The organism is Actinomycetospora atypica (assembly GCF_042653685.1).
GTDB lineage: Bacteria > Actinomycetota > Actinomycetes > Mycobacteriales > Pseudonocardiaceae > Actinomycetospora > Actinomycetospora atypica.
In genome coordinates this window covers 16264-39822 of sequence record NZ_JBHSIV010000036.1, presented here as the reverse complement: position 1 = coordinate 39822, position 23559 = coordinate 16264, and the positions used below count along the sequence as shown (strand labels likewise).

Sequence of the window (23559 nt, the reverse complement as noted above, 5' to 3'; positions counted from 1 at the left end):
AGGCGCGCAGTCCGTCCGACCGAGGAGCACCCATGGCCACCCCCACCGTGAGCCCGCCGCCGGCGTCGGCGCCGGCCCCGCAGGCTCCCCGCCCCCGGACGGCCCTCGCCGCCGTCCTGGCGGTCGGGTCGGCCCTGGGGATCGGGGAGCTGGTCGCGGCGCTGGTGTCCCCGGCGTCGTCGCCGTTCCTCGCGGTGGGACAGGCCGCCATCCGGCTCACCCCGGAATGGCTCAAGGAGACCGCGATCGCGTGGTTCGGCGTCTACGACAAGGTGGCGCTGCTCGTCGGGATGAGCGTCGTCATCCTGGCGATCACCGTGGTGGCCGGGCTGGCGTCGGGCCGCGACGAGCGTCCCGGGCTCGTCCTCGTCGTCGCGATGGGTCTGCTCGCCCTCGTCGCCACGGTGACGTCGCCGACGTTCGGCCTGCTCGACCTCGCCGCCCCGACGGCCGCGATCCTCGTCGGGATCGGGGTGTGGCCGCTCCTGCACGGGCTCGCCCTCGCGGACGGCCGCGCGGCGGCGCCCGGCGCCCCCTCGCCCACCCATCGCCGGCGGTTCCTCACGGCTGCGGTGCTCACCGCCCTCGGCGCGGTCGCGGCCGGGGTCGCCGGGCGCGCGGTCGCCTCGAGCGGCACCTCGCCGGGCAGCGTGGCCCTGCCGCCGCCCGCGACCCCGCCCGCGCCGCCGCCCGTCGGGGCGGACTTCGTGGCCGACGGCACCCCGACCTGGCTCACCCCGGCGGCCGACTTCTACCGGATCGACACCGCGCTGTCGGTGCCGCGCCTCTCCACGGCGTCGTGGTCGCTGCGGATCCACGGGATGGTCGACCGCGAGGTGACGCTGTCGTTCGACCAGCTGCGGTCGATGCGGCTGATCGAGGCGCCCGTGACGCTGACCTGCGTGTCGAACGAGGTCGGCGGCACGCTGATCTCCAACGGCCAGTGGCTGGGTGTGCCGGTGCGCGACGTGCTGGCGCTGGCCGGGGTGCGCCCGGGCGCGGAGCAGATCGCGAGCACGTCCTCCGACGGGTGGAACTGCAACACCCCGCTCGGCCCGCTCACCGACGGCCGCGACGCGATGCTCGCCATCGGGCTCGACGGGGCGCCGCTGCCGGTGGAGCACGGGTTCCCGGTGCGGATGGTGGTCCCCGGGCTCTACGGCTACGTCTCGGCCTGCAAGTGGATCACCGACATCGAGGTCACCACCTTCGACGGCTTCACCTCCTACTGGGAGCAGCGGGGGTGGGGCAGGTTCGGGCCGGTGAAGACGCAGTCGCGCATCGACGTCCCGCGCGACGCGGCGACCGTGCCGGCCGGGCGGACCGTGGCGGCCGGCGTGGCCTGGGCCCAGCACACCGGCATCGACGCGGTGGAGGTCAGCACCGACGGCGGGCCGTGGCAGCGCGCGGAGCTCGCCGCCGAGCCGACGGTCGACTCGTGGCGCATGTGGCGGCTGCCGCTCACCCTCGCGCCGGGGTCCCACCGGCTGCAGGTGCGAGCGGTCGACCGGTCCGGCTACGTCCAGACCTCGCAGGAGGCCCTGTCCATCCCCGACGGGGCGACCGGCTGGCACACTGTCTTGGTCACGGCCGTGTGACCGTCGCCGCGGCGCGCCCGTGAGCAGCGAATTTGTGCGTGCGTTCACGAGCGGTACGCTCGGGTGAAGCTCGACAACAGTGGTGTTCCGGCAGGGAGGCTCCCGGCGTGACGGTGGACGGGGGCGTGTCGCGCCCTGCCGCGGATCGAGTGCCGCCCGCCACCGTGGCCCGTCTGGCCGTCTACCTCCGGGTCCTCACCGAGATGCTCGCCGAGGGCGTCCGCACGGTCTCGTCCGACGTGCTCGCGGCCGCCGCGGGGGTCAACGCCGCGAAGCTGCGCAAGGACCTCTCCCACATCGGCTCGTCCGGGGTGCGGGGGGTCGGCTACGACGTCCCGCGGCTCACCCAGCAGGTCGAGACCGTGCTGGGGCTCACCCGCTCGCACGCCGTGGCGCTGGTGGGAGTGGGCAACCTGGGACATGCGCTCGCGGGCTACGGCGGCTTCGTCCAGCGCGGGTTCGGGGTCGCGGCGCTCTTCGACGTGGACCCGGACCTCGTCGGGACCACGATCGCCGGGGTGGAGGTGCTCGACGTGGCTCGGATCCCCGAGATCTGTGCCGACCGGGGGGTCACGATCGGTGTGGTCGCGACCCCCGCGGCCGCGGCGCAGCACGTGTGTGACGCGCTGGTCGGTGCGGGGGTGCGGAGCATCCTGAACTTCGCGCCCGCCGTGCTGTCGGTCCCCGCGGGGGTCGAGGTGCGCAAGGTCGACCTGGCGGTGGAGATGCAGATCCTCGCGTTCCACGTCTCCCGCCGGCACGACGGGGTCGCCGCGACGAGCGACGCGACCGGGAAGGTGTTCGGATGAGTCTGCTCCTGGTGGGGGTGTCCCACCGCACGGCGCCGGTGTCGGTGCTGGAGCGCGTCACGATATCGCCGGAGGACACCGCCAAGGTCCTCGACGAGCTGATCAGCGGGGAGCACGTCTCCGAGGCGGTCGTGCTGTCCACGTGCAACCGCATCGAGATCTACGCCGTGGTCGAGACCTTCCACGGGGGCCTCACGGAGGTCTCCCGCGTGATCGCCCGCCACGCGCAGGCCGACGTGTCGGACCTGACCGACCACCTCTACGTGCACTACGCGGGCTCGGCGGTGCAGCACCTGTTCTCGGTGGCCGCGGGGCTCGACTCCATGGTCGTCGGCGAGGCGCAGATCCTCGGCCAGCTCCGCGCGGCCTACTCGACGGCGCGGGAGCTCGGCACCGTCGGCACGGTGCTGCACGAGGTCGCGCAGCACGCGCTGCGGGTCGGCAAGCGCGCCCAGACCGAGACCGGCATCGACGCCGCGGGCGCCTCGGTGGTCACCGAGGCCCTCGGCGACGCGGAGCGCACGCTCGGCGGCCTGTCCGGGCGGCGGGCGCTCGTCGTCGGCACCGGCGCGATGGGCGGGCTCGCCGCCGCCGCGCTGCGCCGCCGCGGGGTCGGCGAGGTCGTCCTCGCGAACCGCACCCCGCAGCGCGCCGAGCGGCTCGCGGAGATCACCGAGGCCGAGGGCACCCCCGCCCGGGCCGTCGGGCTCGACGCCCTCGCCGGGGAGCTGGGCCGCGCCGACGTCGTCGTCGTGTGCACCGGCGCCATCGGCTCCGTCGTCGACCTCGACACCGTGCGCGCCGGCCGGGCCGGCGCCGTCCGGCCGCTGGTGGTCTGCGACCTCGGCCTGCCGCGCGACGTCGACCCCGAGGTCGGACTGCTGCCGGGGGTCACCCTGGTCGACCTGACGACGCTCGGGGCCCGCCTGCGCGACGCCTCGGCCGGCCAGGCCGTCGAGGCCACCCGGGCGCTGGTCACCGAGGAGGTGCGCACCTACCTGGCCGCGCAGCGCTCCGCGGAGGTCACGCCCACCGTCACGGCCCTGCGCCGGCGCGCCGCCGAGGTGGTCGACGCCGAGCTGCTGCGCCTCGACGGGCGCCTTCCCGGCCTCGAGGCCGACGTGCGCGGCGAGGTGGCGAAGACCGTGCGCCGCGTGGTCGACAAGCTCCTGCACACCCCCACCGTCCAGGTGAAGCGGCTCGCGCAGTCGCCCGGCGGCGACACCTACGCCGAGGCCCTGCGCGAGCTGTTCGAGCTCGACCCGCAGGCCCCGGCCGCGGTCGCGAGCGGCCCCGTGGCGGAGCTCGCCGCGGGCTCCGAGTCGGCGCACCTGGAGGCCGACGAGGTCGACCAGGCCCTGGCCGCGCAGTTCGGCAGCGGGGGCGTCCGGTGACGTCCCCCGAGTCCGTGACCACCGAGGTGGGCACCGTCCGCATCGGCACGCGGGCGAGCCTGCTCGCGCGCACGCAGACCCAGCTGGTGGCCGACGCGCTGACCGCGCGCGGGGCCGAGGTGGAGATCGTCCACATCACCACCGACGGCGACCGCACGCAGGCGGCCGGCACCCCGATCCCGGGCACCGGCGTCGGCGTGTTCACCTCCGCGCTGCGCGACGCGCTGCTCGACGGGCGCATCGACGTCGCGGTGCACTCCTACAAGGACCTCCCGACGGCGCCGCTGCCCGGGATCGTGCTCGCCGCGGTCCCGGAGCGGGCCGACCCGCGCGACGTGCTGGTCGCCCGCGACCACATGGTCCTCGGCGAGCTCCCGCCCGGCTCCGTGGTCGGCACCGGGTCGCCGCGGCGGGCGGCGCAGATCGACGCGCTGGGGCTGGGGCTGCAGGTCGTCGGGATCCGCGGCAACGTGGAGACCCGCATCCGCAAGGTCACCGACGGCGAGGTCGACGGCGTCGTCCTGGCGCGCGCGGGACTGCTGCGGATCGGCAGGGCCGGCGAGGCCACCGAGGTGCTCGACCCCGTGCAGATGCTGCCCGCCCCCGCCCAGGGGGCGCTGGCGGTGGAGTGCCGCGTGGCCGACACCGCCCTCGAGACGTTCCTGCGGTCGACCCTGCACGACGAGGCGACCGCCGCGGCCGTGACGGCCGAACGGGCGGTGCTGGCCGAGCTCGGGTCACCGTGCGACGCAGCCATCGGTGCACTCGCCGACGTCGTCGAGGATCTGGACGACGACGGCCGCATCGTGGAGAGGCTGTCCCTGCGGGCGTTCGCCACGACGGCCGAGGGGGCGCTGGTGCGCAACTCGGCCACCGGAGAGACGAAGGATGCCGAGCAGCTCGGGCGGTCGCTGGCCGCCGAACTGCTCGCCGACGGAGCGGAGCCGCGCGGCGCCACCAGCGCCTGAGAAGCGGCTCGAGCTCCGTCGCAGGAAGAGATGACGATGGGACGAGACGAGACATGACCGCACCCCCCTCCACGACCGCCGGCCGGGTCGCCTTCGTCGGCAGCGGACCCGGCGATCCGGGCCTGCTGACCGTGCGGGCCCGCGAGGCGCTGGGCTCCGCGACCTACGTCGTGGCGGATCCGGGCGTGCCGGCCGAGGTCGTGGCGCTGCTCGACCGCGCCACCACCGCCCTGCGCCACGTCGGCGGCGAGGCCGAGGTGTCGCCGCTGGGCGAGGCCGACGAGCCGTCCCTCGCCGACGGCGCCGAGATCTCCGCCCCCCTGCCCGAGGACCCCGCGGCCCTCGCCGGGCACCTGGTCGACCAGGCCCGCGACGGCGAGTCCGTGGTGCGGCTGGTGGTCGGCGACCCGCTGACCCGCGAGTCGGTGATCGTCGAGGTCAAGGGCGTCGCGGCCGCGGCGGTCCCGTTCGACGTCGTCCCCGGCATGCCCGCCAGCACCGCCGTCCCCGCCTACGCGGGCGTCGCGCTGGGCTCGTCGCACACCGCCGTCGACGTCCGCGGCGGGCTCGACTGGACCACGCTCGCCGTGGCCCCCGGCCCGCTCGTGCTCACCGCCTCGGTGACCGACCTCGCGTCGACCTCGGCGTCGCTCGTCGAGAACGGCTGGAAGCCCGGGACGCCCGCCCTGCTCACCTCGCAGGGCACCGAGTCCAAGCAGCGGACCGTCACCTCCACCCTGGAGAAGCTCGCCGTCGACGGCGCCGACCTCGAGGGCCCGCTGACCTGCACCATCGGCGACGCCGCGGGCGACCGCGCCGCGCTGTCCTGGTGGGAGTCGCGCGCGCTCTACGGCTGGCGGGTCCTCGTCCCGCGCACGAAGGACCAGGCGGGCGCCATGAGCGACCGGCTGCGCGTCCACGGCGCGGTGCCCGAGGAGGTCCCGACGATCGCGGTGGAGCCGCCGCGCTCGCCCGCGCAGATGGAGCGCGCGGTCAAGGGCCTCGTCGACGGGCGCTACCAGTGGGTGGTGTTCACCTCGCAGAACGCGGTGCGCGCCGTCTGGGAGAAGTTCCTGGAGTTCGGCCTCGACGCCCGCGCGTTCTCCGGCGTGAAGATCGCCTGCGTCGGTGCGGCCACCGCCGAGACGGTCCGCGCCTTCGGCGTGCACCCCGAGCTGGTGCCGGACGCGCAGACCGAGCAGTCCTCCGAGGGCCTGCTCGACATCTTCCCGCCGCACGACGACATCCTCGACCCGGTCGACCGGGTGCTGCTCCCGCGCGCCGACATCGCGACCGAGACCCTCGCCGAGGGCCTGCAGTCGCGCGGCTGGGAGATCGACGACGTCACGGCCTACCGCACGGTGCGGGCCGCGCCGCCGCCCGCGCCGACCCGCGAGGCGATCAAGACCGGCGGGTTCGACGCGGTGTGCTTCACCTCGTCCTCGACGGTCCGCAACCTCGTCGGGATCGCCGGGAAGCCGCACGCGCGCACCATCGTCGCGTGCATCGGCCCGAAGACGGCCGAGACCGCGGTGGAGTTCGGCCTGCGGGTCGACGTCCGGCCCGAGGTCGCCGAGGTCCCCGCCCTGGTGGAGGCCCTGGCCGCGCACGCGGACAAGCTCCGCGCCGAGGGCGCGCTGCCTCCCCCGCGCAAGACGAAGGCCCGGCGGCGGTGACGATGTTCCCGACTGATCGCCCGCGTCGGCTCCGGACCACGCCGGCCCTGCGCCGGCTGGTGTCCGAGACCGACGTCCTGCCGCGGCACCTCGTCCTGCCGGTCTTCCTCGCCGAGGGTCTCGACTCGCCGCGGCCGATCGGCTCGATGCCGGGCGTCGTCCAGCACACCGTCGAGTCGCTGCGCAAGGCGGCCGCCGAGGCGGCGGCCGCCGGGCTCGGCGGGATCATGCTGTTCGGCGTGCCGGCGCGGCACGACGCGACCGGGTCGGGCGCCGTCGACCCCGACGGCATCCTCAACGTGGGCCTGCGCGAGGTCCGCGCGGAGGTCGGCGACGCGCTGCCGGTCATGGCCGACACGTGCCTCGACGAGTTCACCGACCACGGGCACTGCGGGGTGCTCGGCCCCGACGGCGGCGTCGACAACGACGCGACCCTCGAGGTCTACGCGGAGATGGCCGTCGCCCAGGCCGACGCCGGCGCCCACGTGGTAGCTCCCAGCGGGATGATGGACGGCCAGGTGGGGCGGATCCGGTCCGCGCTCGACGCGGCCGGCCACGTCGACACCGCGATCCTCGCCTACTCCGCGAAGTACGCCAGCGCCTTCTACGGCCCGTTCCGCGAGGCGGTCGACTCCCAGCTGCGCGGCGACCGCCGCACCTACCAGCAGGACCCGGCCAACGCCCGCGAGGCGCTGCGCGAGACGTCGCTCGACCTCGCCGAGGGCGCCGACATGGTGATGGTCAAGCCGGCCATGGCCTACCTCGACGTGCTCCGCTCGGTCGCGGAGCTCTCCGAGGTCCCGGTCGCCGCCTACCAGGTGTCGGGGGAGTACGCGATGATCTCGGCCGCGGCCGAGCGCGGCTGGATCGACCGCGAGCGCACGATCGTCGAGACGGTCACCGGCATCCGCCGCGCCGGCGCCGACATCGTGCTCACCTACTGGGCCACCGAGCTGGCGAGCCAGCTCCTCCGATGAGCGCCGAGTCCGCCGGCGAGGACGTGCGCGCGGTGACCCCGCCGCGCGGAGAGCCCGGTCGCCCCACCGTGGTGACGGTCGCGGTGGTGCTCTGGGCGGTGCTGGGCGTGCTCCTGGTGGGCACGGCCGTGCTCTTCCTGGTCGCCCTCGTCGTCGGGAGCACCGAGGGGACCGGGGGCCTCGTCCTGCTCACGGCGCTGGTCCTCGCCGCCCTCGGGGTGGGCACGCTGTGGGCCACCCGCGGCCTGCGCGCCGGGTCGCGGCCCGCCCGCTCGGCGCTCACCGCGGTGGGGCTCGTCCTGGCCGTCGCCGGCCTCGTGCAGCTCACGTTCCTCGGCGTCGGCGGGGTCTACTTCGTCGCGTTCGCCGTGGGGGCGCTGCTGCTGCACCTGCCGGCCGCCCGCGCGTACTTCGCCCGATGACCTCCCCCGACGAGCCGCTCTTCGCCGAGCCGGGCGCGCCCTGGTGGCCCGTGCTGCTGGGGCCGGCCGTCGCCGTGGGCGGCCTGTTCCTCGACCGGCTCGCCCCCGGCGGGGCGGCGCCGTGGGCGTGGGTGCTCATCGGCGTGGTGCTCCTGCTGCCGATCACGCTGATCGTCGTGGTCCGCCGCCGCCTGCTGCGGGTGCGGCTGAGCGCGACCGAGCTGGTGCAGGGCGACGAGACGGTGCCGGTCGCCCGCCTCGTCGGGGTCCGCCCGCCCGACGGCAGCGGCCGCTTCGGCATGCAGCCCTTCGGCGGCCACCCGGCGGTGCTGCGCCACCTCGGCGTCGTCGTCGTGACCCTCGACGACGGCACCCGGCGCGCGGCCTGGGCCCGCGACGCCGACGGCCTCTACGCCGCGCTGTCGCGGCTCCTGGCCGCCCGGGAGACCTCGTCGTGAACCCGCGGGCCGTGGCGACCGGCCTCGTCGCGGTGGTCCTGCTCGTGGGCGCCGCCTTCTCCCTGATGCTCGGCCTCGACACCTCGCCGTCGACGGGCGGGCTGCTGGTGGCGCCGGTGGCGCTGACCCGCGTGGTGGGCGGCTGGGTGGCGGCCGGGGTGGTCCTGGCGACCGCGGCGCTGCTCTGCGTGGTCGACGTCGTCGCCCGCGTGCGCACCGCCCGGCCCCGCTGATCGGCCCCGGCCGCGCCCCGCGCACGGCGGTCACACCCGCGGTCCTGGGAGGATGGGGGCGTGACCAGCGCTCCCACGACGGCAGGCCCTCCCGCGAATCGCAGCGGAGCCGGGGCGGACAACACGGCGGTCGCCCGCTCGGCCGAGCTCTTCGCACGTGCCGAGGCGATCGTGCCCGGCGGCGTCAACTCCCCCGTCCGCGCGTTCCGCTCGGTCGGCGGCACGCCCCGCTTCATGGCGAGCGCCCGCGGCGCCTGGCTGACCGACGTCGACGGGAACCGCTACGTCGACCTGGTCTCCTCGTGGGGCCCGATGATCCTCGGGCACGCCCACCCGGCCGTCGTCGAGGCGGTGCGGGAGGCCGCGACCCGCGGGCTGTCCTTCGGCACCCCCACCGAGGGCGAGGTCGACCTCGCCGAGGAGCTCGTCCGGCGCGTGGAGCCGGTGGAGCAGGTGCGCCTGGTGAACTCCGGCACCGAGGCCACGATGAGCGCGGTCCGGCTGGCCCGCGGGTTCACCGGCCGCACCGCGGTCGTGAAGTTCGCCGGCTGCTACCACGGCCACGTCGACGCGCTGCTGGCCGAGGCGGGCAGCGGCGTCGCCACCTTCGGGCTCCCGTCGAGCCCCGGCATCACCGGCGCGCAGGCCGCCGACACGATCGTCCTGCCCTACAACGACCTCGAGGCCGTCGCCGCCGTCTTCGCCGAGCGCGGCCAGGACATCGCCTGCGTCATCACCGAGGCGGCCGCCGGGAACATGGGCGCGGTCGCGCCGGACGACGGCTTCAACGCCGGGCTCAAGCGGCTGTGCACGGCGCACGGCGCGCTGCTGATCATGGACGAGGTCATGACCGGCTTCCGGGTCTCGCCCGCGGGCTGGTACGGCCTCGAGGGTGTCGCGGGCGACCTCTACTGCTTCGGCAAGGTGATGTCGGGCGGTCTGCCGGCGGCGGCCTTCGGCGGCCGCGCCGACGTCATGGGCCACCTCGCCCCCGCCGGGCCCGTCTACCAGGCGGGCACGCTCGCCGGGAACCCCGTCGCGGTGGCCGCCGGCCTGACGACGCTGCGCCACGCGACCGAGGACGTCTACACCGCGCTCGACGCGGGCGCCGACCGGCTGCACGCCCTGATCGACGACGCGCTCACCGAGGCGGGCGTCGAGCACGCGATGCAGCGCGCCGGGTCGCTCGTCTCGGTCCGCTTCGCGCCCGACCGGGGCCGGAACTACGCCGAGATGCAGGCCGCGCAGACCTGGCGGTTCCCGCCGTTCTTCCACGCCCTGCTCGACCACGGCGTGTACTTCCCGCCCAGCGTGTTCGAGGCCTGCTTCATCTCCGCGGCGCTCGACGACGAGGCGTTCGACGTCCTCGCCGCGGCGCTCCCCCACGCGGCGCGCGCCGCGGCGGCCGCGACGGACCCGGCGGCATGACCCGCACGCTGGTCCACCTCGTCCGCCACGGCGAGGTCCACAACCCCGAGGGCATCCTCTACGGCCGCCTGCCCGGCTACGGCCTCTCCGAGATCGGGCGCGAGCAGGCCCTCCGGGTGGCCGAGCACCTCGCCGGCGCCGACGTCACCACGCTGCTCGTCTCGCCCATGCAGCGGGCGCAGGAGACCGCGGCGCCGATCGCGGAGAAGCTCGGCCTCGAGATCGTCACCGACGACCGGCTGATCGAGGCGGCCAACGCCTTCGAGGGCCAGCACGTGTCGGTGGGCGACGGGGCGCTCCGCAGGCCGGAGTACTGGCCGCTGCTGCGCAATCCGTTCCGGCCGTCGTGGGGCGAGCCCTACCTGGAGATCGCGCACCGCATGCTCGGCGCCGCCCAGCGGGCCCGCGCGGCGGCGGAGGGCCACGAGGCGGTCTGCGTCTCGCACCAGCTGCCGATCTGGACGCTGCGTCGGTTCCTCGCCGGCGACCGGCTCTGGCACAACCCGGCCCGTCGCCAGTGCGCGCTCGGGTCGGTCACCACGCTGACCTTCGACGACGAGTCCCTGGTCGACATCGGCTACACCGAGCCCGGCGGGTCCCCGGTCGGGACCGGCACCGGCGCATGAGACGGACGCTGCTGGCGGTCCTCGTCGCCGCCCTGGCGCTGGTGGCGGGCTGTTCGGGGGAGTCCCGGGACGACGGTGGCTTCACCTTCGTCGCCCCGGGCGGCCAGACGCGGATCAGCTACCCGGAGGCCGAGCGCCGCCCGCTCGCCGCGGTGGCCGGCGACTCCCTGCTCCAGCCCGGCCAGGAGCTCTCCAGCCGGCAGTTCGCGGGGCGGGTGGTCGTCGTGAACATCTGGGGCTCGTGGTGCGGGCCGTGCCGCGGCGAGGCGGACGCGCTGGAGCAGGTGGCGGAGGCGTCGGCCCCGCGCGGGGTGCAGCTGCTCGGGGTCGACGTGCGCGACGACCGCGACGCGGCGTCCGACTTCGTCCGCGACCGCGGCGTCAGCTACCCCTCGATCTTCGACCCGCCCGGGCGGTCGCTGCTCGCGCTGCGGGGCTACCCGCGCAACGCCGTGCCCTCGACGATCGTCCTGGACCGGCAGCACCGGGTGGCCGCGGTGTTCCTGACGGCGGTGCTCGCGGAGGACCTGCAGCCGGTGGTCGACCGCATCGCCGCGGAGCCCGCGCCGTCGGCCGGGTGACCTACGACATGACGTAGGACCGCCCTCACGCAGGCCGGACGCCACCGTCCTACGCTGGGACGCGACATGGAGAGCACATGGATCTGACCCAGCTGGTGACCTCGGGTCCCGTGCTGCTCGCGATCGCGCTCTCGCTGGTGGCGGGCCTCGTCAGCTTCGCCTCGCCGTGCGTCGTGCCGCTGGTCCCGGGCTACCTCGCCTACCTGGCCGGGCTCGTCGGGGCCACCGCCCCCGCGGTCACCGCCGACGAGGTCGCGGAGCAGGACGCCCAGCGGCGGAGCGCCGCCACCGGGTCGTCGTCCGCGCCGACCCAGACACGGACACAGACGCAGACCCTCACCCGCCCGGCGTCCCGCCACCGCGTCCGCCTCGCCGGGGCCGCGGGGCTGTTCGTCGCGGGCTTCACCGTGGTCTTCGTGCTCGGGCTCGGCGCGATCGTCTGGGCGGCCGACGCCCTGGTCACCAACGAGCTCCTGCTCCAGCGCCTCGGCGGGGTGGTCACGGTGGCGATGGGCCTGGTGTTCGTCGGGCTGGTGCCGGCCCTGCAGCGCGACACCCGCCCGCACTGGGTGCCCCGCATGGGCCTGGCCGGGGCGCCGCTGCTGGGTGCCACCTTCGGGCTCGGCTGGACGCCGTGCCTCGGCCCGACCCTCGCCGGGGTGATCGCGCTGGCCTCCGGGACCGGCGGCGGCAACGGCGCGCTGCGCGGCGGGATCCTCGTGCTCGCCTACTGCCTGGGCCTGGGGCTGCCGTTCGTCCTGATCGCCCTCGGGGCGGGCCGCGCGGTCCGCGCCCAGGCCTGGCTGCGGACCCACGTGCGCGGCATCCAGATCGCGGGCGGGGTGCTCCTCGTCGTGGTCGGCCTGGCCCTCGCGACCGGCCTCTGGGCCGAGATCGTCATCGCCCTCCGCGGCCCCGTCTCCGGATTCTCGACGCCGCTGTGACCCGCACCCTCGACAAGCCCGAGACCCCCGAGCCGCCGTCCGGCGCCTCGCCCGGCCGCGACCTGCTCGCGCTCGCGCGCAACACCTGGCGCGGACTGACCAGCATGCGCACCGCGCTGATCCTGCTGTTCCTGCTGGCGCTCGCCGCACTGCCCGGGGCGTTCCTGCCCCAGCGCGGCCCGAGCCCGCAGGCGGTGCGCGACTACTTCACCACGCACCCCACGCTCGCCCCGCTGCTCGACGGCATCGGGCTGTTCGACGTCTTCTCCACCCCGTGGTTCTCCGCGGTGTACCTGCTGCTGTTCATCTCCCTCGTCGGCTGCCTGGCGCCGCGGACCTGGGAGCAGCTGACGGGCCTGCGCGCCGCCACCGTCGCCGTCCCCCGCAACCTCGGCCGCCTGCCCCACCACGCCACCGGGACCGACGACCGGACCCCCGACGAGGTCGTCGCGGCGGCGAGGAAGCGGCTGCGCGGCTGGAAGGTCGACGTCCGGACCGAGCCCGGCGGGGTCGCGACCCTCTCGGCGGAGAAGGGCGCGCTGCGCGAGGTCGGCAACGTCGTCTTCCACATGAGCCTGCTGGCGCTGCTCGTCGGGATCGCCGTGGGGAAGCTCTTCGGCTACGAGGGCAACGTCATCGTCATGGCCGACGGCTCGGAGTTCTGCAACTCCGGGATCCTGGCCTACGACACCTTCCGCCCGGGCCTGCGCGTCGACGGCACGAACCTCGAGCCGTTCTGCCTCGACGTCGACCGGTTCAACGCGCAGTACCGCCCCGACGGCGCCGCCGACTCCTTCGCCGCCGACGTCCGGTACTCCGACGCCGCCGCGCTGGCCGACGGGACCCCGCCGGTGCCCACCACCGTCACGGTCAACGACCCCCTGCGCTTCGACGGCGAGCGGGTCTACCTGCTCGGGCACGGCTACGCCCCGCAGTTCACGGTCACCTTCCCCGGGGGCGAGCAGCGGACGCTGTCCACCCAGTGGGAGCCGGTCGACCAGACGACGTTCCTCTCCCAGGGCGCCACGAAGTTCGACCGTCCCGGCGTCACCGACGACTCGCAGCGCCGCCGCACCCAGATCGCGATCACCGGCCTGTTCGCGCCGACCTCGAGCGGCGGCGGCCTCGTGACCTCGACCTACCCCGCCCTGACGAACCCCGAGGTGGCCGCCGACGTCTACCGCGGTGACCTCGGCCTCGACTCCGGCAAGGGGCAGTCGATCTTCGGCATCGACCAGGCCATGGTCGACCAGGGCCGGCTGGTCCGCGTGGCCCGCGAGAACATGACGCCGGGCCGCACGATCACGCTCGACGACGGCACGCAGGTGCGCTTCGACTCCGTCAAGGAGTGGGTGAACCTGCAGGTCTCGCACGACCCGGCACAGGAGGCGGTGCTCGCCGCCGCCGTGGCGCTGCTCGTCGGGATCACGCTGTCGCTGACGGTGAAGCGGCGTCGGTTCTGGGTGCGGGCCCGGGTGGCGGACGGCACCACCGGCCCCGCCTCGCCGTCTACGACGGACGGTCGTACTGTCGTGGAGATCGGTGGACTCGCTCGCACCGACCAGGCCGGTTACGGCGAGGAGTTCGAGCGACTGCGCGACGACCTGCTCGCGCCCGATCCGCGATCCCGGGAAGGAGGTTCCTGATGGGCGTCGACGCCCCCCTCGGCGACTTCGGCGACGTGCTGTACTACTCGGCGCTCGCGATCTACATCCTCGCGATGCTGCTGCACGCGATGGAGCACGGCCTGCTGCGCCGCGCCGCCCCCGAGGAGATCGAGGCCCCGGTCCCGGCCGCCGTGGGCGCCTCGTCGGGCGGCACCGGCACGGGCCCGACGACGACCGACGTCACCGACCGCCCGGAGGCCCCGGCCCGCCGCCCGCTCTCCGAGCGCTTCGGGCGCATGGGCGTCTCGCTCACCGTGCTCGGCTTCGCCCTGCACCTGGCGATGCTCGTCGTCCGCGGAGTGGCCGCCGGGCGGCCGCCGTGGGGCAACATGTACGAGTTCACCGCCGCCGTCTGCCTCGTCGGCGTCGGCGCGTGGCTCGTGGTGCTCTTCCGCCGCCCGGAGCTGCGCCGCCTCGGGGTGTTCGTGCTCCTGCCGGTGATCCTGCTGATGTTCCTCGGCGGGACGGTGCTCTACACCCAGACCGCCCCGGTGGTCCCGGCGCTGCGCTCCTACTGGCTCGTGATCCACGTGTCGGCCGCCGTGATCTCCTCGGGGATCCTGCTCTTCGCCGGCGTCGCGAGCGTGCTCTACCTGCTGCGGGCGTCCCACGACTCGTCGGGCCGCATGGCCTGGACGACGCGGCTGCCGGCGGCCCACGTGCTCGACCGCGTCGCCTACCGCGCGACCGCCGTGGCCTTCCCGATCTGGACGTTCGCCGTGATCTGCGGCGCCATCTGGGCCGAGGCCGCCTGGGGCCGCTACTGGGGCTGGGACCCCAAGGAGACCACCGCGTTCATCGCGTGGGTCGTCTACGCGGGCTACCTGCACGCCCGGTCCACGGCGGGGTGGCGCGGCCGGAAGGCGGCCGTCGTCAACGTCGTGGGCCTCGCGGTGATGGTGTTCAACCTGTTCTTCGTCAACCTCGTGGTCACGGGCCTGCACTCCTACGCCGGCGTCGGCTGAGGCCGGGCCCGTCCGATCGGGATGTCCGGATCCTCCGCGGCGGTTACGGTCGCGGCGACGGTGGCGGTGATCAGCCGCTCCGCCGCCCGGTGACCACGGAGGGGACGACGGATGGAATCCCGGCAGGACGGGTCCGCGGAGAGCAGGGACGAGCCGGCGACCGGCAGGGTCGAGCAGCCGGCGGCGGCCCCCTCCACCGCGCTCGAGCGGGTGTCGACGTCGGGCCCCACCGACCTGTCTTCCGCGCAGCTCCTGCGTCCCTCGCGGCCCGTGCCGCAGACCGGGTGGCGACGCGCGGTGTGGGTGGCGAGCGGGGGCATGGTCAACCCGGGGGAGAGCGAGGCCGACCTCGCCCGGCGCACCCTGGTCGGCCGGGTCAACCAGCCCCTCGCCGGGTGCTACAAGATCGCGATGCTGAGCCTCAAGGGCGGCGTCGGCAAGACCACGACGACCGCGTCGCTCGGCTCGACGTTCGCCTCCTTGCGCGGAGACCGGGTGGTCGCGGTCGACGCGAACCCCGACCGCGGCACGCTCGCCGAGAAGGTCCCGGTGGAGACGACGGCCACCGTGCGGCACCTCCTGCGCGACGCCGCGCTCGTGCGCCGCTACTCCGACGTCCGGGCGTACACCTCGCAGGGGCCATCCCGCCTCGAGGTGCTGGCGAGCGACCAGGACCCGGCCGTGTCGGAGGCCTTCAGCGAGCTCGACTACCGGCGCACGGTCGACCTGCTCGAGCACTTCTACAACATCGTGCTGACCGACTGCGGGACCGGACTGATGCACTCCGCGATGCGCGGGGTCCTCGACGTGGCCGACTCGCTGGTGGTGGTGTCGTCGTCCTCCATCGACGGCGCGCTCAGCGCGTCCGCCACGCTCGACTGGCTCGACGCCCACGGGTACGGCGACCTGGTGAAGCGGTCGGTGGCGGTCATCAACTACGTGCGGCGCTCGTCGGGCGGGGTCGACCTCGACCGGGTCGCTGAGCACTTCGCCGGCCGCTGCCGCGCGGTGGCCCGGCTGCCGTTCGACCCGCACCTCGACGAGGGCGCCCAGATCCACCTGGAGCGGCTCGCGCCGCGCACCCGCACGGCGATGCTGGAGCTCGCCGCGCTCGTCGCCGACGACTTCCCCCGGGTCGGTGCCCGCGACCGGATCGGCCCGCGCTGACCGCTACCGGGTCCGGCGCCACCACCGGCGCGACGGTGCGGGCAGCGACGCGACGAAGGCCCGGGCGTCGTCGTGGAAGCCCGTGCCCGTCCGCCGCGGCCGGTCGACCCAGCGGTCGAGCCGGTCGTCGAGGTCGGCCGGGGCCGTCCGCCCCTCGTCGTCGAGGAACCCGGTGACGATGCGGCCGAGCACCCGGCGGCGCTTGGCCCGCAGCGTGCGTGCCTCCGCGGAGACCCGGGCCCCGTCGAAGCCCGGCGGCACGGGGGCGCCCGCCACCAGGGCGGCGAGGAGCTCCGCCTGCCGGTCGGCCAGCCGTTCCCGGGCCGTCACGGCGCGACCCGGGAGCGGTGGGCCCGGCGCAGCAGCGCGAGCTCGCCGGCCAGCTCGTCGTCGGAGGGGTAGCGGTCGTCGCGCTCCAGGAGCACGGCGGGCGTCCGGCCGAGCGCCGAGCACCGGTCGAGCAGGTCGGCCAGCAGCGCCAGCACCGGTTCGCCGAGCGAGTGGGCGTGGGTGTCGTGGTAGAGCCCGTCGGGCCCCGTGACGCCGCCCGCGGCGTGCACGTAGGCGACCTGCTCGAGCGGGAGGTCGTCGAGCACCCGGGCGGGGTCCTGCCCGAGGTTGACCGCGCAGGCGTGGAGGTTCGCGACGTCGAGCACGAGGCCGACCCCGGTCCGCCCGCACAGCTCGGCCAGGAACGCGCCCTCGCCCATCTCGGCGTCGGGCCACTCGAGCAGGGCTGCGATGTTCTCCAGCGCGAGCGGCACCGGCAGCCGGTCCTGGGCGGCCCGGACGTTCGCGACGAGCACGTCGAGGGCGTCGCGGGTCCGCGGCACGGGCAGGAGGTGGCCCGACTCCAGGCCGCCGGCGCGGACGAAGCACACGTGGTCGCTGACCAGCGGTGCGTCCAGCGCGGCGGCGACGGCGGCGAGGTGGTCGACCCGGTCGGTCCGGAGCTCCTCGGCGCCCCCGAGCGACAGCGAGACCGCGTGCGGCACGACGGTGACGCCCCGGGCGCGCAGCCGCTCGAGCGAGGCGGGCGGCGCCGCGGCGTGGACGTCCTCGGCCACCACCTCGACGAAGTCCGCGGCGCCCCGGCCCACCAGGGCCTCGACGGTGCGGTCGATCTCCGCGCGCCAGCCGAGGCCGACCCCCGTCGGTCCGCTCACCCGCCGCACCCGCCGCCGCCACCGCAGCTGCTGCCGCTGCTGCACGAGGACGACGAGCTGCACGACGACGAGCTGCACGACGACGAGCTGCACGAGGACCCGCCGTCGGACCACGAACCGCCGTCGGAGCCCCCGCCCCCGCCGCCGACGAGGGCCGGCGTGAGCAGGCCCGCCAGCTCGGGGTCGGGGAAGGCGGCGAACCCGCCGATCGCGACCAGCAGCGCCGCCCCGCCCAGCATCGCTCCGGCGAACGCCGGGTCCGCCGACCGGGCCCGCCAGGCGTGCGACCGGGCCGCCGCGAGCGTCGCCCGGCCCCGCGGGGTCACCACCCGCAGCGCCCGCGCACGGGGATAGGTGGCGACGGCCACGAACGCGGCCACCACGAGGAGCGGGATGAGGAAACCGACCGACGCCGACCGGCCCATGCCGGCACCGAGCCGGGCGAGGCCGAGGACGACGACGAGGCCGAAGGGCAGCAGGGCCCACCGCGCGCGGGCCCGCATCGCCGCCGGGTCGCGCAGGAGCCCGCGGGCCACGAGCTGCTCGTCGATCTCGGTCACCACCGCGCTCGACCGGACCCCGGCGACGAGCCACCCGGCCGTCCGGGGGGAGTGCGCCCGGTTCAGGATCTCGACGTCGACGTCCGTGAGCCCGGGGTCGTCCTCCGGGCGGACGGGCCCCACCACCGTGGCGAGCCGCCGGCTGCCGTCCATCCGCAGCCGGCCCCGCTCGAGGAGCCCGGCGACGCTCGCGGCGGCCACGCGGTCGCCGCCCGCGACCAGGGCGCCGAGCTGTTGCGGCGTGAGGGTGGGGTCGGGGGCCTCGCGGGGGCCCCAGCGCGCCGTGACCAGGGCCAGGCGGGGCAGCAGCGCGGTCACGACGACCAGCGGGAACCACAGCAGCAGGAACAGCGGGCCGGGGATGCCCCAGGTCGGTGCCATACCGTCGCTCGTCTCATCAGGGGACGACTCCAGCTCGTCGTCACTCTGCGTGAACGATGCCGGAAGTCACCTCGCCCTGACAAGGGGCGGACGGATCAGGACGGGGCGGGCGGGTCCTCGCGGCCGCGGCGGACCTGCTCGTCGAGGCTGCGCAGGAACTCGGGGTCGTCGTCGGGCGCGATCGTGCGCCCGCGACGGGCGGAGCCGGGAGCGCGCGTCGGACCCGTGGGGGTCTCCTCGTCGGCGCTGCCGGGCCCCGTGGCGAGGGCCTGGGCGGACACGGCCTTCCAGAGCAGGACGCCGACCGCGACCAGCACCATCACGGCGACGACGAACAGCACCACGTCACGCACCTCCTCCGGCGGCCGAACCGGCCCCGGAGGTCAACGCTACCCGGGACCGGCGGTGTCCGGGCGTGAAGCGGCGAAGGTCCGCCCGGTGGACGGCGGGTGACGCCGAGCGGCCGGACCGCGGAAGCGGGTGCTCCGGACGCACGAGGACCCGGGGCCGGAGGGTCTCCCCCGACGCCCGGGTCCTGGTCGAGCCGGTGCGGTGTCCGCTCAGCCGTGCGCCTCACTGGTGAGGCCGTCGAGGAGGGTGCGGACCTCCGTCTCGCGGAACCGGCGGTGCCCGCCGGGCGTGCGGATGGAACCGATCCGGCCGGCCGCGGCCCACCGCGTGACCGTCTTCGGGTCGACGCGGAACATCGCGGCCACCTCGCCGGGAGTCATCAGACGCTCGGTCGCCTCGGGTGCGATGGTCATGCTGCACCTCCACGGGCCCGTGGGCCCGACTTCCCAGGTTCTGTCGCCCGTGGCCGGGTCGGCCGCGGGCGGAGCAGACGAACTGGAGCGAATCGTGACACCGGAGCCCCCACGTACTCGAACGCTAGTGTGGAGGTAAAAGGTTCACAAAGGCAGGAATCGGACGTTCCGCCTCGCCGGTCCTTCCGGTGGCCGACGCCTACCCTGGACCCCGTGGAGACCGCAGGATCGCAGCAGCCCGGGACCCCGGGGAGCACCGACGACACCGGCAGCGCCGGTACCGGCGCGAGGGGCACGGCCGGGTCCGTCGCCGTCGCCGTCGCCCTCTACGTCGGGGCGCGGCTGGTGCTCGTCGCCGTGGTCGCCGGGGTCCTCGTGCTCGTCGGGCTGCCGTTGCTGCTCGCCCTGATCATTGCGCTCGTGGTGGCGCTGCCGCTCTCGTTGTTCCTGTTCAGGGCGTTGCGGACCCGCCTGAACGCGGAGATCGACGCCGCCACGGCGGGGCGCCGGGCGCAGCGCGAGAAGCTCCGCGCCGAGCTCCGCGGCACCGGGACCGACCCGGCGGCCTAGGACACCAGCGCGAGCCCGATCCCGGTCCCGACGGCCCACACGAGCAGGGCCAGACCGGTGTCGCGCAGCACCGGGATCAGCGCCGGGCCGCGCGCCCCGCCGAGCACCCGGCGCAGGGCCGGGACGATGAGGACGAGGGCCAGCAGACCGAGCAGCGCCCACGGCGCGCGCAGGCTCAGGACGAGGCTCATGCCCAGCGGGACCACCACGAGTGCGGCATACATCACCCTCGTGTCCCGCTCGCCGAGCAGGACGGCCAAGGTCCGTTTACCCGAGACCGTGTCGGTGGGGACGTCGCGCAGGTTGTTCGCGACGAGGACGGCGCAGGAGAGCAGCCCGACGCCGACGGACGCCCCGATCCCGACCCCGCTCGCGCGGCCCGACTGCGTGTACTCGGTGCCCAGCACCGCCACCGGGCCGAAGAACAGGAACACCGCGACCTCGCCGAGCCCGCGGTAGCCGTAGGGCGACGAGCCGCCCGTGTAGAACCAGGCCCCGGCCAGGCACACCGCCCCGACGAGCAGGAGCCACCAGGCCCCGCTCACGGCCAGGAGCGCCAGACCCGCGAGCGCCCCGACGGCGAGCGTGCCGAGGGCCGCCGTCCGGACCGCCCCGGGGGACGCCGCGCGCGAGCCGACGAGGCGCATCGGCCCGACGCGCTCGTCGTCGGTGCCGCGGATGCCGTCGGAGTAGTCGTTGGCGAAGTTGACCCCGATGACCATCGCCAGGGACACCACCAGGGCGAGGAGCGCGGGCAGGGGGCGGAAGTCGGCGACGCTCGCCGCCGCCCCGGTCCCGGCGACGACGGGGGCGATCGCGTTCGGCAGCGTGCGGGGACGCGCGCCCTCGACCCATTGCGCCACGGTGGCCATGGGCGACGAGCCTAGTCAGCGGGCGGGACGCGGAGCGGAGCGGAGCCGGACCTCAACGGCGGGACACGCAGCGGAGCGGAGCCGGACCTCAACAAAGCGGCGGGGGGTTCGTCGTGGCGAGCCAGGCGGCCGGGACGTAGGCCTCCGGGGCCAGGCGCAGCCACTCGGTGCTCGTCCCGCGGCTGCCGTCGACGGCCTCGCCGGTGGCCCGGCACTGCACGTCGAGCACGGCGCCGTTCCCGACGACGCCGCGGTCGGCCGCGCCGGCCGAGGGCGCGGCGCGCACGGTCACGGGCGCGTCGGGGCTCTCGGCGGTGGCGAGGTGCACGTCGGCGGGGTTCTCGCCGGCGCGGCCCGTCCAGAGGTAGTCGACGGTCACCCAGCCGTTGTCGCCCAGCCCGAGCGCGGAGAACACGCCGTCGGCCAGGTCGATCCCGGCCGGGTTCTTCACCGGGCGGCCGAAGCCGTCCTCGCCGTCGTGGTAGCCGTCGGAGTACGCGGCCTGGGCCTGGGGGACGCCCTGGGGCAGGTCCTCCCACGTCCCGCGGGCCGGCGCCCAGTAGTCGTCGTCGGTGTTCCAGGGCCCGACGTCCCATACGGGCACCGTCGCGCAGCGGCCCGACTCCGCGCAGACCCGGACGCTGTAGTCGCCCTTCCCCTCGCCGTCGAGCGCGCGGCGCGAGGGCAGGGCGACGAAGTGGTCGTCCTCGGTGATGACGTGGCCGTTCGCGGTGGTGCCGCCCACGAGCCCCTCGCGGGTGGCGAAGACCCGGTAGGAGGCCCGGGGGGCGAGCGCACGGCTGACCGACGCGTCCCGGTCGGCGTGCACGACGACCGAGCGCACCGTGGGGGAGCCCGCCCCCGGCGAGGTGAGCAGCAGGCGCAGCGCGACGGTGCGCGCGGGGGCGTCGAGCACCGCGGGGGCGCCGGGGGCGGCGGGCGTCCACTCCGACCAGCGCCCGGCGTCGTCGCGCCCGCGGACGTCGGCGGCCACCGCGGTGCCGCGCGGGAGGTCGGCCACCACCGGGACGTCGAGCCGGTTCACCGGCCGGGCGAACGTGTGGGTGCCGAGGTCGAGGAAGCCCTGGCGCTGGGCGCCGCGCGGGCTGGACGGGGCGAGCGGAGCGACGGGGGACGATCCCGGGGCCTCCGCCTCGCGGGGGGTCGCGAGCCGGGCCCGGCCCTCGGCGACCTGCACCCGCACCGCGTCGCCGGCGAGCACCGGGCGCCACGTCTGCGCGTCGGTGCCGGGGGAGACGACCCCCGGCGTCGGCGGCGGGGCGCCGAGGGCCGCGATGCCGGTCGCGAGCAGCAGCACCGCCGCGCCGAACAGCGCCGGCACCAGCACCCGTCGCCGGGGTGGTGCCGCCGTGCCGGGTTCCCACCGAGACCTGCCCATGGGAGCACCGAAGCGTGCCCGCGGGCCGGGGCCCGGCAGGGCGCGCCCGGGCCTCACGCGCCCGGGGGACACCGATCCGGTGGCCTCCGTCCGGCCGGGAGCCCGCGTGCTCACTACCCTCGGCCGCCGTGACCCCGTCGACCTCCAGCCTGTCGGCGTTGCAGGCGTGCGTGGTGGTCGACGAGTGGGTCCGGGGCGGGGTCCGCGAGGTCGTGGCCTGCCCGGGCTCGCGCAACGCGCCGCTGCTGCTCGCCGTGCACGCCGCCGACGCCGCGGGCCGGCTGCGCCTGCACGTGCGCATCGACGAGCGCTCGGCCGGCTTCCTCGCCGTCGGGCTCTCCGCGCGGTCGCGGCGCCCGGTCCCCGTGGTGGTGACCTCCGGCACCGCGGTCGCGAACCTGCACCCGGCGGTGCTCGAGGCGTCCCACGCCGGGGTGGCGCTGGTGGTGGCGAGCGCCGACCGGCCGCTGGAGCTGGTGGGCACCGGCGCCAACCAGACCGTCGACCAGGTGGGCCTGTTCGGCGGCGCCGTCCGCGCGTCGGTCACGCTCCCGCTTGCCGAGGAGCGGCCCCGTGCCGCGGCCGGGTGGCGGGCCGCGGTCTGCCGGGCGCTGGCCGCCGCGGCCGGGACCACCACGGCCGACCCGGGCCCCGTCCAGCTCGACATGCCGCTGCGCGAGCCCCTGGTGTCCGACTCGGGCACCGACCCCGGCCCGCTGCCGGCCTGGGCCTCCGGGCGCCCCGACGGCGGGCCCTGGACGCGCGTCGAGGCCCACGTCCCACGCGTCGAGCCGCTCGACCTCGCCGACCCCGTCCCGACGATGGTCGTGGCCGGGCACGGCGCGCTCGCGCCGGACGGCCTGCCCGACGGCGTGCCCGTCGTCGCCGAGCCGACTTCCCCGCTGTGGGGCGCGTCGCTGCAGGCCGGACCGCGCCTGGTCGACGCCGCCCTCGTCGGGACCGCGCCCGACCTGCTGCCGCACCGCGTCGTCGTCCTCGGGCGGCCGACGCTGCACCGGTCGGTCTCGCGGCTGCTCGCCGACCCGCGCGTCGAGGTCGTCGTGGTCCCCGCCGCCGGCGACGGGGGCGCCCGCCCGGGCTGGACCGACGTCGCGGCCACCGCCACCCGCGTCGGTGCCCTGCCGTCGCCCGGGTCCTGGGGGGTCGACCGGGAGTACGGCGCCCGGGTGCGCCGGGCCGACGAGCTGGTGGCCGCCGCCGTCGCCCTGTCGGACGACCCGCCGGGCGCCGTGTCGGGCTCGGGCCTCGCGGCCGCGGTGGTCGACGCCCTGCCCGCCGGGGCGCTGCTCGTCGTCGGGTCGTCGAGCCCGGTGCGTGACGTCGCCCTCGCCGCGCGCCCCCGCGCCGACGTCGAGCTGCTGGCCGCCCGCGGGGTCTCCGGCATCGACGGCGCCGTGTCCTTCGCCACGGGCGCGGCCCTGGCCCACGGCGGTCCGGCCTACGCCCTCGTCGGGGACCTGACGTTCCTGCACGACACGAACGGTCTGCTCCTCGGCCCCACCGAGCCCCGCCCGGAGCTCGTCGTGGTCGTCGCGAACGACGACGGCGGCAGCGTGTTCACCACCCTCGAGCAGGGCGCGCCCGAGCACGCCGAGGCCTTCGAGCGCATGTTCGCGACGCCCCACGGCACCGATCTCGCCGCGCTGTGCCGGGCGCACGGGGTCGAGCACTCGCGCCACGACGACCTCGACCTGGCCGCCGCGCTCGCGCCGCGGGGCCGTCCCGCGATGCGTGTCGTCGAGGTCACGGTCGACCGGATCGGGCGCCGCGCCCTCACCGACCACCTGCGCGATCTCGCCCGTCGGGCCCTCGCCGAGCGGTTCGAGCACGGGGACGAACCGGACCCGATCGGTAGCATCGTCGTCGACGGCGGGTGACCGGCCCGGCGACCGTGCGTACGCCGCACGACCACG

At 76.0% G+C, this 23559-nt stretch carries 25 protein-coding genes; 18 read left to right on the top strand and 7 right to left on the bottom strand.

The window, feature by feature from the left end; genetic code table 11:
• Window positions 1-32: 32 nt before the first annotated feature.
• The 16 genes from ACFPBZ_RS24575 to ACFPBZ_RS24500 all read left to right on the top strand — a co-directional run bounded on the left by ACFPBZ_RS24575 (window position 33) and on the right by ACFPBZ_RS24500 (window position 15913).
• Window positions 33-1598 carry a molybdopterin-dependent oxidoreductase gene (locus ACFPBZ_RS24575; protein WP_378038746.1) on the top strand — a complete coding sequence of 522 codons (1566 nt, stop codon included), beginning with the start codon at window positions 33-35 and terminating at the stop codon, window positions 1596-1598.
• Between the two features lie 164 nt (window positions 1599-1762).
• Window positions 1763-2407 carry a redox-sensing transcriptional repressor Rex gene (locus tag ACFPBZ_RS24570; RefSeq protein ID WP_378038745.1) on the top strand — a complete coding sequence of 215 codons (645 nt, stop codon included), beginning with the start codon at window positions 1763-1765 and terminating at the stop codon, window positions 2405-2407.
• Entirely contained in the window at window positions 2404-3801 is a 1398-nt protein-coding gene (locus ACFPBZ_RS24565; protein WP_378038744.1) for a glutamyl-tRNA reductase, read from the top strand. Before ACFPBZ_RS24570 ends, ACFPBZ_RS24565 begins: the two co-directional genes overlap by 4 nt.
• A gap of 14 nt (window positions 3802-3815) precedes the next feature.
• Window positions 3816-4769 (top strand): hydroxymethylbilane synthase, encoded by a 954-nt coding sequence (hemC, locus tag ACFPBZ_RS24560; RefSeq protein WP_465251520.1) that lies wholly within the window; start codon window positions 3816-3818, stop codon window positions 4767-4769.
• Window positions 4770-4822: 53 nt separating this feature from the next.
• Window positions 4823-6445 carry a bifunctional uroporphyrinogen-III C-methyltransferase/uroporphyrinogen-III synthase gene (locus tag ACFPBZ_RS24555; protein ID WP_378038743.1) on the top strand — a complete coding sequence of 541 codons (1623 nt, stop codon included), beginning with the start codon at window positions 4823-4825 and terminating at the stop codon, window positions 6443-6445.
• Window positions 6446-6447: 2 nt separating this feature from the next.
• On the top strand, window positions 6448-7422 hold the full coding sequence (gene hemB, locus ACFPBZ_RS24550; RefSeq protein ID WP_378038742.1) for a porphobilinogen synthase: 975 nt from the start codon (window positions 6448-6450) through the stop codon (window positions 7420-7422).
• Entirely contained in the window at window positions 7419-7844 is a 426-nt protein-coding gene (locus ACFPBZ_RS24545) for a hypothetical protein (protein ID WP_378038741.1), read from the top strand. The genes hemB and ACFPBZ_RS24545 overlap by 4 nt, the downstream gene beginning before the upstream one ends.
• Entirely contained in the window at window positions 7841-8302 is a 462-nt protein-coding gene (locus ACFPBZ_RS24540) for a hypothetical protein (protein ID WP_378038740.1), read from the top strand. The genes ACFPBZ_RS24545 and ACFPBZ_RS24540 overlap by 4 nt, the downstream gene beginning before the upstream one ends.
• The gene (locus ACFPBZ_RS24535) at window positions 8299-8535 is read left to right on the top strand and encodes a hypothetical protein (protein ID WP_378038739.1); all 237 of its coding nucleotides are present in this window, start codon (window positions 8299-8301) and stop codon (window positions 8533-8535) included. Before ACFPBZ_RS24540 ends, ACFPBZ_RS24535 begins: the two co-directional genes overlap by 4 nt.
• A 168-nt stretch (window positions 8536-8703) precedes the next feature.
• Window positions 8704-9963 carry a glutamate-1-semialdehyde 2,1-aminomutase gene (hemL, locus tag ACFPBZ_RS24530; protein ID WP_378038756.1) on the top strand — a complete coding sequence of 420 codons (1260 nt, stop codon included), beginning with the start codon at window positions 8704-8706 and terminating at the stop codon, window positions 9961-9963.
• Window positions 9960-10589: a histidine phosphatase family protein gene (locus tag ACFPBZ_RS24525; RefSeq protein WP_378038738.1), complete on the top strand. Its 630-nt coding sequence runs from the start codon at window positions 9960-9962 to the stop codon at window positions 10587-10589. The genes hemL and ACFPBZ_RS24525 overlap by 4 nt, the downstream gene beginning before the upstream one ends.
• Window positions 10586-11170 (top strand): TlpA family protein disulfide reductase, encoded by a 585-nt coding sequence (locus ACFPBZ_RS24520; protein WP_378038737.1) that lies wholly within the window; start codon window positions 10586-10588, stop codon window positions 11168-11170. The genes ACFPBZ_RS24525 and ACFPBZ_RS24520 overlap by 4 nt, the downstream gene beginning before the upstream one ends.
• A 77-nt stretch (window positions 11171-11247) precedes the next feature.
• Window positions 11248-12114, top strand: a complete 867-nt coding sequence (locus ACFPBZ_RS24515) for a cytochrome c biogenesis CcdA family protein (protein WP_378038736.1) — start codon at window positions 11248-11250, stop codon at window positions 12112-12114.
• Window positions 12111-13760, top strand: a complete 1650-nt coding sequence (resB, locus tag ACFPBZ_RS24510) for a cytochrome c biogenesis protein ResB (RefSeq protein WP_378038735.1) — start codon at window positions 12111-12113, stop codon at window positions 13758-13760. The genes ACFPBZ_RS24515 and resB overlap by 4 nt, the downstream gene beginning before the upstream one ends.
• Entirely contained in the window at window positions 13760-14746 is a 987-nt protein-coding gene (ccsB, locus tag ACFPBZ_RS24505; RefSeq protein ID WP_378038734.1) for a c-type cytochrome biogenesis protein CcsB, read from the top strand. The genes resB and ccsB overlap by 1 nt, the downstream gene beginning before the upstream one ends.
• Before the next feature lie 111 nt (window positions 14747-14857).
• Complete coding sequence (locus tag ACFPBZ_RS24500; RefSeq protein ID WP_378038733.1) at window positions 14858-15913, top strand: MinD/ParA family ATP-binding protein; 1056 nt, start codon at window positions 14858-14860, stop codon at window positions 15911-15913.
• A gap of 3 nt (window positions 15914-15916) precedes the next feature.
• Here ACFPBZ_RS24500 and ACFPBZ_RS24495 read toward each other — a convergent pair whose 3' ends face one another.
• From ACFPBZ_RS24495 to ACFPBZ_RS24475, 5 genes are all read right to left on the bottom strand, one after another.
• Window positions 15917-16243, bottom strand: coding sequence for an SCO6045 C-terminal-like domain-containing protein (locus ACFPBZ_RS24495; protein WP_378038732.1), 327 nt, complete (start codon window positions 16241-16243; stop codon window positions 15917-15919).
• Window positions 16240-17088, bottom strand: coding sequence for an MbnB/TglH/ChrH family RiPP precursor modification enzyme (locus ACFPBZ_RS24490; protein ID WP_378038755.1), 849 nt, complete (start codon window positions 17086-17088; stop codon window positions 16240-16242). Before ACFPBZ_RS24490 ends, ACFPBZ_RS24495 begins: the two co-directional genes overlap by 4 nt.
• Window positions 17076-18020 (bottom strand): TIGR04222 domain-containing membrane protein, encoded by a 945-nt coding sequence (locus ACFPBZ_RS24485; protein ID WP_378038731.1) that lies wholly within the window; start codon window positions 18018-18020, stop codon window positions 17076-17078. Before ACFPBZ_RS24485 ends, ACFPBZ_RS24490 begins: the two co-directional genes overlap by 13 nt.
• A 95-nt stretch (window positions 18021-18115) precedes the next feature.
• The gene (locus ACFPBZ_RS24480; protein WP_378038730.1) at window positions 18116-18364 is read right to left on the bottom strand and encodes a hypothetical protein; all 249 of its coding nucleotides are present in this window, start codon (window positions 18362-18364) and stop codon (window positions 18116-18118) included.
• 216 nt (window positions 18365-18580) lie between these two features.
• Complete coding sequence (locus ACFPBZ_RS24475) at window positions 18581-18784, bottom strand: BldC family transcriptional regulator (protein ID WP_378038729.1); 204 nt, start codon at window positions 18782-18784, stop codon at window positions 18581-18583.
• 213 nt (window positions 18785-18997) lie between these two features.
• On the opposite strand from ACFPBZ_RS24475, the gene ACFPBZ_RS24470 reads away from it, so the two are divergent.
• Window positions 18998-19354, top strand: a complete 357-nt coding sequence (locus ACFPBZ_RS24470) for a DUF4229 domain-containing protein (protein ID WP_378038728.1) — start codon at window positions 18998-19000, stop codon at window positions 19352-19354.
• On the opposite strand, the gene ACFPBZ_RS24465 is transcribed toward ACFPBZ_RS24470, so the two are convergent.
• Together ACFPBZ_RS24465 and ACFPBZ_RS24460 are read right to left on the bottom strand one after the other, a co-directional pair.
• A complete protein-coding gene (locus ACFPBZ_RS24465) occupies window positions 19351-20226 on the bottom strand; it encodes a 1,4-dihydroxy-2-naphthoate polyprenyltransferase (protein WP_378038727.1) in 876 nt (291 codons plus the stop codon). The genes ACFPBZ_RS24470 and ACFPBZ_RS24465 overlap by 4 nt on opposite strands.
• Before the next feature lie 88 nt (window positions 20227-20314).
• Window positions 20315-21625 (bottom strand): hypothetical protein, encoded by a 1311-nt coding sequence (locus tag ACFPBZ_RS24460; protein ID WP_378038726.1) that lies wholly within the window; start codon window positions 21623-21625, stop codon window positions 20315-20317.
• Window positions 21626-21753: 128 nt separating this feature from the next.
• On the opposite strand from ACFPBZ_RS24460, the gene menD reads away from it, so the two are divergent.
• Complete coding sequence (menD, locus tag ACFPBZ_RS24455) at window positions 21754-23523, top strand: 2-succinyl-5-enolpyruvyl-6-hydroxy-3-cyclohexene-1-carboxylic-acid synthase (RefSeq protein ID WP_378038725.1); 1770 nt, start codon at window positions 21754-21756, stop codon at window positions 23521-23523.
• Window positions 23524-23559 lie beyond the last annotated feature (36 nt).

Bases quoted from the DNA above. Each gene is read 5' to 3' on its own strand.
- ACFPBZ_RS24575 (WP_378038746.1), top strand. From the start codon at position 33: ATGGCCACCCCCACCGTGAGCCCGCCGCCGGCGTCGGCGCCGGCCCCG.
- ACFPBZ_RS24565 (WP_378038744.1), top strand. From the start codon at position 2,404: ATGAGTCTGCTCCTGGTGGGGGTGTCCCACCGCACGGCGCCGGTGTCG.
- ACFPBZ_RS24555 (WP_378038743.1), top strand. From the start codon at position 4,823: ATGACCGCACCCCCCTCCACGACCGCCGGCCGGGTCGCCTTCGTCGGC.
- hemB (WP_378038742.1), top strand. From the start codon at position 6,448: ATGTTCCCGACTGATCGCCCGCGTCGGCTCCGGACCACGCCGGCCCTG.
- ACFPBZ_RS24545 (WP_378038741.1), top strand. From the start codon at position 7,419: ATGAGCGCCGAGTCCGCCGGCGAGGACGTGCGCGCGGTGACCCCGCCG.
- ACFPBZ_RS24540 (WP_378038740.1), top strand. From the start codon at position 7,841: ATGACCTCCCCCGACGAGCCGCTCTTCGCCGAGCCGGGCGCGCCCTGG.
- ACFPBZ_RS24525 (WP_378038738.1), top strand. From the start codon at position 9,960: ATGACCCGCACGCTGGTCCACCTCGTCCGCCACGGCGAGGTCCACAAC.
- ACFPBZ_RS24520 (WP_378038737.1), top strand. From the start codon at position 10,586: ATGAGACGGACGCTGCTGGCGGTCCTCGTCGCCGCCCTGGCGCTGGTG.
- ACFPBZ_RS24515 (WP_378038736.1), top strand. From the start codon at position 11,248: ATGGATCTGACCCAGCTGGTGACCTCGGGTCCCGTGCTGCTCGCGATC.
- ccsB (WP_378038734.1), top strand. From the start codon at position 13,760: ATGGGCGTCGACGCCCCCCTCGGCGACTTCGGCGACGTGCTGTACTAC.
- ACFPBZ_RS24500 (WP_378038733.1), top strand. From the start codon at position 14,858: ATGGAATCCCGGCAGGACGGGTCCGCGGAGAGCAGGGACGAGCCGGCG.
- ACFPBZ_RS24485 (WP_378038731.1), bottom strand. From the start codon at position 18,020: ATGGCACCGACCTGGGGCATCCCCGGCCCGCTGTTCCTGCTGCTGTGG.
- ACFPBZ_RS24475 (WP_378038729.1), bottom strand. From the start codon at position 18,784: ATGACCATCGCACCCGAGGCGACCGAGCGTCTGATGACTCCCGGCGAG.
- ACFPBZ_RS24465 (WP_378038727.1), bottom strand. From the start codon at position 20,226: ATGGCCACCGTGGCGCAATGGGTCGAGGGCGCGCGTCCCCGCACGCTG.
- ACFPBZ_RS24460 (WP_378038726.1), bottom strand. From the start codon at position 21,625: ATGGGCAGGTCTCGGTGGGAACCCGGCACGGCGGCACCACCCCGGCGA.